Source organism: Polynucleobacter sp. 39-46-10 (assembly GCF_002282275.1).
Genome location: NZ_NCJB01000079.1, coordinates 1 through 10,115, shown reverse-complemented (window position 1 = coordinate 10,115; position 10,115 = coordinate 1). Strand labels below are relative to the sequence as shown.

The 10,115-nt window shown below is 44.9% G+C and carries 12 protein-coding genes and 1 tRNA gene; 6 read left to right on the top strand and 7 right to left on the bottom strand.

Features of this window, described 5'->3' with window-relative positions; translation table 11 throughout:
- Positions 1-476: 476 nt before the first annotated feature.
- Positions 477-1,136, top strand: a complete 660-nt coding sequence (locus B7X71_RS08065; protein WP_293597996.1) for a GNAT family N-acetyltransferase — start codon at positions 477-479, stop codon at positions 1,134-1,136.
- Here the strand turns inward: B7X71_RS08065 and B7X71_RS08060 are convergent.
- Genes B7X71_RS08060 through B7X71_RS08050 form a run of 3 tightly spaced genes read right to left on the bottom strand, consistent with a single transcriptional unit; the run spans position 1,133 to position 2,787 of the window.
- Positions 1,133-1,486, bottom strand: coding sequence for a c-type cytochrome (locus B7X71_RS08060; protein ID WP_293597995.1), 354 nt, complete (start codon positions 1,484-1,486; stop codon positions 1,133-1,135). The genes B7X71_RS08065 and B7X71_RS08060 overlap by 4 nt on opposite strands.
- A 23-nt stretch (positions 1,487-1,509) precedes the next feature.
- Positions 1,510-2,157 (bottom strand): BON domain-containing protein, encoded by a 648-nt coding sequence (locus B7X71_RS08055; RefSeq protein WP_293597994.1) that lies wholly within the window; start codon positions 2,155-2,157, stop codon positions 1,510-1,512.
- 27 nt (positions 2,158-2,184) lie between these two features.
- On the bottom strand, positions 2,185-2,787 hold the full coding sequence (locus tag B7X71_RS08050) for a phosphoheptose isomerase (RefSeq protein WP_293597993.1): 603 nt from the start codon (positions 2,785-2,787) through the stop codon (positions 2,185-2,187).
- Between the two features lie 106 nt (positions 2,788-2,893).
- Between B7X71_RS08050 and rsmI the strand changes: the two genes are divergently transcribed.
- On the top strand, positions 2,894-3,799 hold the full coding sequence (rsmI, locus tag B7X71_RS08045; protein WP_293600487.1) for a 16S rRNA (cytidine(1402)-2'-O)-methyltransferase: 906 nt from the start codon (positions 2,894-2,896) through the stop codon (positions 3,797-3,799).
- A gap of 42 nt (positions 3,800-3,841) precedes the next feature.
- Here the strand turns inward: rsmI and B7X71_RS08040 are convergent, their stop codons facing one another.
- A complete protein-coding gene (locus B7X71_RS08040; protein WP_293597991.1) occupies positions 3,842-4,078 on the bottom strand; it encodes a hypothetical protein in 237 nt (78 codons plus the stop codon).
- Positions 4,079-4,185: 107 nt separating this feature from the next.
- Between B7X71_RS08040 and B7X71_RS08035 the strand changes: the two genes are divergently transcribed.
- The 3 genes from B7X71_RS08035 (at position 4,186) to B7X71_RS08025 (ending at position 5,712) form a co-directional block, all read left to right on the top strand.
- A tRNA-Arg gene (locus B7X71_RS08035) sits at positions 4,186-4,261 on the top strand.
- A gap of 81 nt (positions 4,262-4,342) precedes the next feature.
- Positions 4,343-5,485 (top strand): fatty acid desaturase, encoded by a 1,143-nt coding sequence (locus B7X71_RS08030; protein ID WP_293597990.1) that lies wholly within the window; start codon positions 4,343-4,345, stop codon positions 5,483-5,485.
- Positions 5,486-5,526: 41 nt separating this feature from the next.
- Positions 5,527-5,712, top strand: coding sequence for a hypothetical protein (locus tag B7X71_RS08025; protein ID WP_088526654.1), 186 nt, complete (start codon positions 5,527-5,529; stop codon positions 5,710-5,712).
- Between the two features lie 33 nt (positions 5,713-5,745).
- On the opposite strand, the gene B7X71_RS08020 is transcribed toward B7X71_RS08025, so the two are convergent.
- Positions 5,746-6,378 carry an MBL fold metallo-hydrolase gene (locus B7X71_RS08020; RefSeq protein WP_293597998.1) on the bottom strand — a complete coding sequence of 211 codons (633 nt, stop codon included), beginning with the start codon at positions 6,376-6,378 and terminating at the stop codon, positions 5,746-5,748.
- Positions 6,379-6,457: 79 nt separating this feature from the next.
- Between B7X71_RS08020 and gcvH the strand changes: the two genes are divergently transcribed.
- Entirely contained in the window at positions 6,458-6,850 is a 393-nt protein-coding gene (gene gcvH, locus B7X71_RS08015; RefSeq protein WP_293597989.1) for a glycine cleavage system protein GcvH, read from the top strand.
- On the opposite strand, the gene priA is transcribed toward gcvH, so the two are convergent.
- Both priA and B7X71_RS08005 read right to left on the bottom strand, forming a co-directional pair.
- On the bottom strand, positions 6,847-8,979 hold the full coding sequence (gene priA / locus B7X71_RS08010; protein ID WP_293597988.1) for a primosomal protein N': 2,133 nt from the start codon (positions 8,977-8,979) through the stop codon (positions 6,847-6,849). The genes gcvH and priA overlap by 4 nt on opposite strands.
- 260 nt (positions 8,980-9,239) lie before the next feature.
- On the bottom strand, positions 9,240-10,115 hold an 876-nt coding region (locus tag B7X71_RS08005; RefSeq protein WP_293600486.1), incomplete at its 5' end, for a uroporphyrinogen decarboxylase family protein.

Sequence of the window (10,115 nt, the reverse complement as noted above, 5' to 3'; positions counted from 1 at the left end):
TGCGGATCGTCGCACTCATTCAAGAAATTGACTTGGTAATAAAACCAAATCTTTTTACTGTCTATGAGTACTATTTATTTACATCTGTCCCGAAGGACTTGATGCTTTCACTTAGTACCCACAATTATCGGTTGACTAATTTTTAAAGAGGGCTGACTTGTTTCGTATTTCTTAAAAACATTCAGCAGAGAGGTGAGACTTTATCCTACTGATTTGGGTCTGTCAACACCTTTCGTAGTCTTTTTCTATAAAAAAGCGAAGTTTTTTCTTACTTTTTAAATAAATTCATTAAAAACAAAGAGATAGCGATTGGAAATATTTTCAATATTTTTTTAAAAAGATGGATTTTTATGGGTTTGACTGAAAAATACAGGCTGACTGGGGTCGTTTTTTCCTGCTTTATTGGCTTTTTTGCCTTAACCCAATTACCTAGGGAAAACCCTGTAAGTTCTGATGATTTCTGCTAATATATTGCTATGCACAATAAATTAGCAAATAGTCACTCACCCAGCAAGCTATATACAGCGGGCTTGGCAGTTCCTGTGCGCGAATTACATGCAGGCCATAGGAATGAAATCCTGCATCACCTATTGCTACTAAATGAAGAGGATCGACGCTTGCGCTTTGGTACACAGACCCCTAATGAGGTTATTCATCATTATGTAGAGGGCCTAGATTTCAATAGAGATACGGTGTTTGGTAGTTTTGACTCCCATCTGAACCTCATTGGCATGGCGCATTTAGCGTACCTGCCAAGAACTAAAGGTCAGCCAAACTCCGCTGAGTTTGGGGTATCCGTACTTACTGATGGCCGTGGACAGGGTATAGGCACGGCCTTATTGGCGCGCGCCTCAGTTCACTCACGCAACACTCGCATTGAAACCTTGTTTGTGCATTGCCTGGCAAACAATAGAGCCATGATGCATCTAGCTCAAAAAGCTGGCATGCGCGTTGAATATGCCTATGGCGATGCAGATGCTTACTTAAAATTGCCACCCGCAAACCCGGGTACGATTGTTGAAGAAGTCGCCAATGAGCAATGGGCTGACTTTGACTATGCGCTGAAAGAAAATCTTAAGCGTTCGAATGCTGTGTGGGCTTGGTTTCTAGGCAAGCCTGTCATTCGCCCAACTTAATTTGCGCTAGGCGCTCCGCGCAAAATCCAGCCCGCCAATAAAGATGTATCGGCATCACTTAACTTCGCATTTGCTGGCATTGGCACAACGCCCCAAGATCCCGAGCCACCTTTAATAATTTTGTTTTTTAAAAATACTGTTGCGCTAGGATCGTTCGCATATTTTTTTGCAACAGCCTGAAAGCCGGGGCCCACAATTTTTTTATCTACCGCATGGCATCCCAAGCAAGCGTTCTGTTTTGCAAGTCTGAATGCCTTTGCATCATCGCTTGTTGCGTGCGCACTTACAGATAAAAGCAGGGTGAGGACGGTGAGCAAAAATAATTTCAAATATTGCTTCGCAAAATTCATTGCACATCTCGCATTAAATAGTTTTACTGTTTTGGTGCTGAGTTAGGCTGAGTCTCATCTGCCTTGCCTTGTTTTTCTAAGCGCGATTTTTCTGCATCAGAAATAATATCGAAATAGGCATAAACATCTTTCACGCCATCAATATTGCTCGTTAATTTCTTAGCAATCGCTGCTTCATTCTGCGTCAGAATTCCCATTAAATAAACACTACCACCTTCAACAACAATCGCCATCGAATTGGATGGCAACTTGTCCGTAAAAATCATTTGTGCTTTTATTTTAGATTCAAGGAACGCATCATTCGCGCGAGCTGTATAGGTGCTGTTTGGACCAATGGCCAATTCATTAAAGACGGAACGTACGTTCTTCATTGACTTTACATAAGCGCCGGCCTGGCCTTTAATATCGGAGTCTTTTGCTTCACCAGTCAACAATACCTTTTGATTAAATGAGGTCACGTTGATATGTGCATCATCGCCATAGCGCTTAGCCAGCGCATTTCCAGCCTCAAGCTCAATCCCCTTATCGATTGCCTGTACAGCTGGTGTACGACGATCAGCCATAACACTCGCGCCCGCCACAACACCACCAACAGCTAACACCCCGCAACCAGACAAGAATGATGAAATCAAAAGTGCGGCAAAGAGTTTGATGGTGAGTGTATTTCGCATATACGAACTTTCTAATTAGTGAATCTATTAATCGAGCAATAAATGATCTACGCCATCACATAGGGCATGAAGTAGAACCAAATGTGTTTCTTGGATGCGAGCAGTACGAGTGGAGGGCGCGCATAAATGGATGTCATCTGCATCCAATAGGCTTGCAATTTTTCCGCCGCCATTACCAGTCAGAGCAATAATTTTTATCCCCATCTTTTTGGCAGCCTCAATTGCCTTGACTACATTTTTTGAATTTCCTGAGGTGGAGATGCCGATCAAGATGTCGCCTTTTTTTCCAAGGCCACGCACTTGCTTGCTAAAAATTTCATCGTAGCTGTAATCGTTTCCTACCGCAGTCAAGATTGAGGTATCAGTTGTTAATGCAATCGCAGCCAACTCTTGTCGCTCTCTCTCAAAGCGACCAATCAGCTCAGCAGCAAAATGTTGCGCATCTGCAGCAGATCCGCCATTACCGCAAGCCATTACTTTTCCGCCTGCACGCAGACAGTCTGTCATTGCGACTATGCCACGCGCAACTTGCTCAGGAAGTATTTTTTCAGCTGCTTGCTTTACAGCAATGCTGTCTAAGAAATGTTGGGATGCGCGAGCGCGCAAACGTTCGAGGGTATCTTTATCCATCATATTATTATGCGCCAAAGTACGTGCAAGATGTCTATGCTGCCCCTGAATTCAAAAGAGACGTATGCTCTTACCTGTTGATATCTCTTTTGCAAAAGATTGCCCCATGGAATTAAGCTCCTTTGACTTTTTAAAACAGCAGGATCTACCAGCAGGGGCCCTATACATGGTTGCCACTCCTATTGGCAATATGGGAGACATTACATTGCGCGCTCTGCACGTGCTTAATTCCGTAGACGGCATCGCCTGTGAAGACACCAGACATAGCGCGTCCTTGCTTCAACACTTCGGCATTCATAAGAAATGCGTCGCCCTGCATGAGCACAACGAAATTGCTGGTGCTCAAAATATCATTCAACACCTTTCCCAAAATGAACGCTGGGCCTACATATCGGATGCGGGCACCCCAGGCGTTTCTGATCCAGGCGCAAGACTAGTTAATGCGGTTCAAAAAGCCGGCTTTCGAATTATTCCTGTTCCAGGGGCTAGCGCAGTGTCCTCTGTTATCTCCGCTAGCGGCTCAGTCATGTTGTCATCAGAAGGGCGCTTCCAATTTCTCGGCTTTTGGCCAAACAAGGCAAAAGAGCGCGGGGCCCTTATTCAAGATATGCGAAGCAGTTCAAAAACGAGCATCTTTTTTGAATCGCCACATCAAATACGCGACACACTAATAACGCTTAGCAAAGAACTAGAGCCCAAGCGACAAGTGCTCGTAGGCAGAGAGCTCACCAAAAAATTTGAGCAGCTGGTCACGCTCAGCGCTGCAGACATTCCAAAGTGGCTTGAGAAAGCAGAGAGCCTAAAAGGTGAATTTGTTATTTTGGTAGCAGGTCGCCAAACTAGTTCGGACAAGGCTCCGGAATACTCAGCATTATTGTTGTGGGCTAATGCATTGAGCCCTCATTTAGGCAGCAAAGAGATTGCTGCCGTGCTTTCTCAAGCACTTGGGATCACCAAAAAAGAAGCCTATCAAGTGGCTCTCGATGCTAAAGATCAAAATGAAGGGCAATAAAAAAGCTGGCATAAAGCCAGCTTTTTTTGAGAGTGCTAAGAATTATTTAGCGGCTGGGGCGGCTTCATTAGTTTCCGCTAGCGCGCTAGCATCTTTGAAGTTCAATTGCGCCACAGGCTTAATGAGCTGCTCAGCAGAAGCCTCTGCATCTGCACGCTTGCCATTATTTACAAACACCATTAATAAAAGAATGATGATCAGGGGCACAAAAAAGCTGGCAAATACCATGATGATCAATTGTTTGGGAGACTTAATTAGACTGCCGTGTGCTTCGCTCATAGGACTTTTATCGTTTGACGGGTTGTAGGGTTAACTTTGCCCCAATTATAACGAGACCGCTAGGGGTATAGGCACTTACAATAGCGTGGTTAGAGAATTCCCTACTGGCGCCCGTAGCTCAGTGGATAGAGTATTGGCCTCCGAAGCCAAGGGTCGCAGGTTCGATTCCTGCCGGGCGCACCAAAACAGGGGGGTTTTTGACCTACATCATGCGTCAATTTGTGAAAAAGGCTATCATTTGCACCTAACTTATTGATTCTTATCATGTCAAATCACGTAAATCCAGCACTCTCTGAACCATCTTTGGCCAATCCTTTGGCCCCTGATCTTCCATTGCCGCACCGAAAAGTCATCCGTAGCTGGCTAATCCCAATGGCCGAGGGGGAAACAGTAAAGGCAATCGCGCTTTTAGTATTAGATGCTGCTTTGTGGCTAGGCTGTATTGCTGGGACCATTTTTGTCGAAAGCATTCTCATCAAGATCATCTTGGGTTTGGTTGCCGGCTTTGTTACAGGTCGCATCTTCATTTTGGGCCATGACGCTTGCCACCAAAGCTACACCCCACACCGCGAACTCAACAAAGTCTTGGGTCGCATTGCGTTCTTGCCGTCCTTAACACCATATAGCTTATGGGATGTAGGTCACAACGTGGTTCACCATGGTCAAACTAACCTCAAAGGCTTTGACTTTGTTTGGGCCCCTTTATCAAAAGCTGAGTTTGATGCCCTACCCGCATGGCGTAAAGCCCTAGAGCGTCTTTACCGTAGCGGCTGGGGTCCGGTTTTCTATTACCTCATTGAAATTTGGTGGAGACGTGAGTACTTCCCAAATGCCAAGAACAAACCAGGTGACCGTCCAATTTTCCTGAAGGACAATTTGCTGGTAACCGGCTTTGCCATTATCTGGATTGCTTGCCTTATTGCTGGTGCGCTTGCCACTGGCCAATCGGTTTGGCTTGGCCTGATTACCGGATTTGCTGTTCCTTTCCTGTTCTGGAACGGCATGATCGGTTTTGTGGTCTATGTGCACCATACCCACCCAAAGGTTTCTTGGTATGACAAAAAATCTGAGTGGTTGCGCGCCCAGCCTTTTGTATCGACCACAGTGCATTTAACGTTTAATTGGATTTGGGGCTCTTTAATGCACCACATCATGGAGCATACGGCTCATCACGTGGATATGAGCGTTCCCCTTTATCGCCTCCAGGAAGCCCAAAATACCCTCGAAACTATCCTTCCAGAGCGTATTTTTGTGCAAAAGTTCTCTTGGGCCTGGTATTTTGATACTGCCCGTAAATGCAAGCTCTATGACTTCGAAAACAAGGCTTGGCTCGATTTTGATGGTAATAAAACAGCTGATTCGGTCAGAGTCGTCCTAAGCCCTGCTCCAGCAGGACAAAACGGGTAAAATAGATCTTCTGTACAAGATTTGGCTTACCCGGATTGCCCATGACTACCTCGACTCCAGCTGCCCCCCAAGAAACCTCTCAGAGCCTTAAGTTTTGCTCTTCTTGCAGTCGCGAAAAGCGTCTGGAAGGTGGCACCTGGATTCCGACAAGCAACCGAAAGCAACGCTGGATTTGTGCAAGCTGTTTATATAACCGCACACATCGTACCGGTTCAGCAAAAACCTAATTTTTCGATTCAACTTCGCACGCTCAGACTTGATCAATCCTTAACGTAGTGATTTGTTTGGCGTTCCTTGCCAAATGTCGACATAGGCCCATGACCAGGAACAAACTGTACGTCATCTCCTAATGGCCATAATTTTGTCTTAATTGCATTAATTAAATCTGCGTGGTTGCCGCGAGGAAAATCAGTTCTTCCAATCGAGCCTGCAAAAAGTACATCGCCCACCAAAGCCAAACGATCTTCTTTATCAAAGAACACTACATGGCCGGGTGTGTGGCCAGGGCAATGCAAAACCTTAAAATCAACATTACCAACCTGTACATGATCGCCATCCTCCAACCAGCGAGTTGGCACGAATGCTTTTGCATTTTCAAATCCAAACCGGGCAGTTTGCTCAGGCAGTTGATCCAACCAAAACTGCTCGTCGATTTGTGGGCCCTCAATCGGCACCCCTAATTGATCGGCTAAGTCCTTGGCCGCAGCACAATGATCAAGATGGCCATGGGTTAACAAAATCTTTTTAACGGTGCCGCCCATTTGTTGCACAGCTTCCAAGATCTTATCTATATTGCCGCCTGGATCAACTACTGCTGCATCACCAGTTTCTTGGCAAACCAAGACCGAACAGTTTTGCTCGAAGGGGGTAACGGGAACAATTCCCAATTCGATCGGCATAAATAAAAAGGCTTAAAGTAATTGGTCACTAGTTTATGGCAAAGACGCTAGAATACATCTCACAGGATAAACAATGAAAACTCAAGATACATTTAAATTTGCAGAAACGCATGAGTGGGCCAGCATCGAAGAGGATGGGCTAGTATGGGTAGGTATTAGCAATCATGCACAAGAAGCATTGGGTGACGTCATGTTTTTTCAAGCGCCAGAAATTGGTCGGAAAGTGAAACAAGGTGAGGCTATTGCTGCAATTGAGTCTGTTAAGGCGGCGAGCGATATTCATGCGCCCATAAGCGGCGAGGTAGTTGCCATTAATGAAGAGATGGATGTCAGCCCTGAAGTGGTGAATGAAAAACCTTATGCAGTTTGGCTTTTTAAAATTAAACCGATATCATCAGAATCATTGAGCGTGGATCTCAACTCGTTGATGCCTCTTGCTCAATACGAATCTGGCCCTGGCGCTTAAATAGCAATCGGATCGCGCTCTACTAGCCAACGAATGCGCGATTCTTTGCTGATTCTTCCAGTGGAGTCGTGACGCAGCTCTTGATCAATCATTTCAAGCGCTTCTTGTAGCGCCTTGCGATTACCCGACTCAATTAGTAATTGGGCGCGCTCTGCACCAGCAACTCTCATGACGGGCTTTGGTACAGGGTCATAGACCTTCAGCTCTTTTGTAATCATGCCTCTATTTTTCATGCGAGACTTCAGTTCATTCAAAAACTGAATCGCCTTATCGAGGCTTTTACCCTCAGCGTGAATAAGGGCCTGATAAGAGTAGGGCGGTAACTTTGCCTCCTCACGCTCACCAGCAGTAAATGCTAAAAATCCATCAATGTCATGTCTCAATAAATACTGAAATACTGGCGACTCTGGGTACTGTGTCTCGATATAAATATCGCCACTAGCTTCACCGTTAGCACTAGATCTTCCTGCGCGTCCAGCAACTTGAACTAGCTGTGCAAATAATCTTTCAGGGGCTCTAAAGTCTGCCGCATAGAGTCGACTATCTGCATCTAATACTGCGACCAATCCAATGTTCTGATAGTCGTGTCCCTTTGCAATCATTTGGGTGCCAACAACAATATCTACATTGCCATCATGTATCTCCTGAAAGAGTGCCTCTGCTCCTTTACTCTTTCTACTGGAGTCTGTATCCACACGCAAAACCCTAGCTTTTGGCCACATTTCTTCGATAGCATCCTCTAGCTTTTGGGTGCCATGGCCAAGTGTTTTTAAATCTGCATTTCCACAGTCCGGGCAAAATTGTGGGATCGGCTTTACCAAACCACAATGGTGACAACTTAATACTGGTCGTCGCCCCAAGGCTCCCGCTTTATGCATCACAGTATAGGTTGAGCATTGAGTGCATTTTGATAGCCAATTACATGCTGAGCAACTGAGCACCGGAGCATAGCCTCGGCGATTAATCAAAATAAGACTCTGCTTTTTTTCCGAAAGTGACTTGGTAATAGCATTCGCAAGTGTTTTTGTAATGAGGCTCTTTTGCTTGGGGACACCAATATCACCCGGGCTAAATTGATTTTGTGGGTCACGCGTATTAATTAAATGTACCTTGGGTAGGCTTGCACCCTGTGCACGCTGATCCAATCGAATATATTCATAGCGGCCTGATTGAGCTGCTAACCAGGTTTCTAGCGATGGCGTAGCTGAAGACAGGAGAATCGGAATTTTTTCGTCATGAGCCCGCCATATTGCTAAATCTCTTGCAGAGTAGCGCGTTCCATCTTGTTGCTTATACGATGGATCATGCTCCTCATCCACTACGATAGCGCGCAATTTTGGCATTGGCGTTAACGCCGCCAATCGCGTTCCTAAAATAATCTGCGCATTGCCTGTCATTGCCTCATACCAAGCAATGCCTCTTTTCTTTTCACTTACACCGCTATGTAATACCGCCATTTTTTTATTTGGAAAATAGGCTATTACACGTCGCTCTAATTGCGGCGTCAAATTAATTTCCGGCACCAACAAAAGTACTTGCGCGCTTTCATCACTTAAGACGCTTGCCAGCCAATTGAGAAAGACTGCAGTCTTTCCGCTCCCCGTTTGACCCTGCAACAAGATCACTCTAAATTGATTTTCTTTTTCACCGTCTGCCAATAATGCTTGCAAGGCAATCTTTTGATTTGGATTTAATTGATCTTGGGTGATCAATCCTTCCACTACGGTATCAATCTTTTTCTTACTCTTCTTTTCTGCTGACTCTATTTTTTCTGGAATTTTTTCCCAGTTAACTGCTTTTTTCCACATCTGTGGAATAACTGGCAAGATGGTTTCACCAAGCGCATGGATGTAATACTGGCTTGCAAAATTCATCAGCCGCAATAGTGCAGGATCGAAGACTGGAAGTGGGGCGAGTCGATTAACAGATTTGAGTTTTTCTATCTCGTAATCAGAGTGATTGCTCACTTTTATTACAAGCCCAATTTCCATCGTCCTTGCAAAGGGCACCTCAACCACATTGCCTATCTCTGGTAATTTGCCTAATTTTTCAGCATCCCATAGGTAATCAAAGCCCTGAGCTAAGGGCTTATCAATCACTACCTGAACAACAATGGGTTTAAGCGTCATTTTGCAAATTTTTCACCTTATCCTGTGGATAAGTCTGTGGATATCATTTGTTCTTTAATATTCCTATAGCCATTCTATAGGAGCATCATCTTGTATAGAAAATTAGCATTTTCTATATTGTCTTTAGTAATCAGTAAGTTACATTGATTACTAAAGGTGAAAGTTTATAATTCTCCCGAATCTCACTGTATTTATAATTTTGCACATTTCTGTGCATAACTTTTGCCGAAATATTGGCTAAAGTTAGCAATTACTTGTGCTTATTGCACTGCCCGCAGGGCTTTTGACTTAGCGATTACCGTCTCAGAGAGAGCCGCCACACTTTCGGGTGGGGTAAATTGATTGATGCCGTGACCCAGATTAAAGATATGTCCATCGAGCGCATGCAGTCCGGGTTTTAATGCCGGGGCACTAGCTAAGTCGTCCAAAAGACCTTCGGCAGCGGAAGCGATCTGCTTGGGCTCTGAAAATAAAAGGAGCGGGTCTAAATTACCCTGTAAAGCCAAGGGCTTGTTAATTTCTAACAGTTGCTTGCGAGCTCGACTTAATCGCATGGTCCAGTCGATCGCGATGACATCCGCCCCAACTTGAGCCATATCATTTAGCCAAATACCGCCACCCTTAGTGAACATAATGACTGGTATCTTGCGACTCTCATGTTCACGCGGAAGCAATGCAATCACTTTTTGCATTGCTGCCAATGACATGCGCTGATACCAACCATCAGGAAGTAAGCCTCCCCAGGTATCAAAAATCATCAATGCTTGTGCACCAGCTTTTACCTGCTCAATTAAGTAAGCGGCAACCGACTGCACATTAATCTCAAGAATATGTTCGAGCAAATCAGGGCGGCTAAACATCATGGTCTTTGCATGACGAAAATCGTCCGAACCTGAACCGTCAATCATGTAGCAAGCCAATGTCCAGGGGCTTCCAGAGAAACCAATCAATGGCACGCGCTGCTTACCGTCTTGAATTAATGCTTTACGAATTTCAGATACAGCATCAAAAACATATTTGAGCTGATCCATATCAGCAACACGTAATTTCTTGACCGCCTCTTCAGTGCGAAGAGGGTGATCAAAACTAGGGCCTTCGCCTGCGGTAAATTTCAATCCCAAACCCATTGCATCGGG

Excerpts from the sequence above, each read along its gene's own strand:
- B7X71_RS08065 (WP_293597996.1), top strand. The coding sequence starts at position 477 with ATGCACAATAAATTAGCAAATAGTCACTCACCCAGCAAGCTATATACA.
- B7X71_RS08060 (WP_293597995.1), bottom strand. The coding sequence starts at position 1,486 with ATGAATTTTGCGAAGCAATATTTGAAATTATTTTTGCTCACCGTCCTC.
- B7X71_RS08055 (WP_293597994.1), bottom strand. The coding sequence starts at position 2,157 with ATGCGAAATACACTCACCATCAAACTCTTTGCCGCACTTTTGATTTCA.
- B7X71_RS08050 (WP_293597993.1), bottom strand. The coding sequence starts at position 2,787 with ATGGATAAAGATACCCTCGAACGTTTGCGCGCTCGCGCATCCCAACAT.
- rsmI (WP_293600487.1), top strand. The coding sequence starts at position 2,894 with ATGGAATTAAGCTCCTTTGACTTTTTAAAACAGCAGGATCTACCAGCA.
- B7X71_RS08040 (WP_293597991.1), bottom strand. The coding sequence starts at position 4,078 with ATGAGCGAAGCACACGGCAGTCTAATTAAGTCTCCCAAACAATTGATC.
- B7X71_RS08030 (WP_293597990.1), top strand. The coding sequence starts at position 4,343 with ATGTCAAATCACGTAAATCCAGCACTCTCTGAACCATCTTTGGCCAAT.
- B7X71_RS08025 (WP_088526654.1), top strand. The coding sequence starts at position 5,527 with ATGACTACCTCGACTCCAGCTGCCCCCCAAGAAACCTCTCAGAGCCTT.
- gcvH (WP_293597989.1), top strand. The coding sequence starts at position 6,458 with ATGAAAACTCAAGATACATTTAAATTTGCAGAAACGCATGAGTGGGCC.
- priA (WP_293597988.1), bottom strand. The coding sequence starts at position 8,979 with ATGACGCTTAAACCCATTGTTGTTCAGGTAGTGATTGATAAGCCCTTA.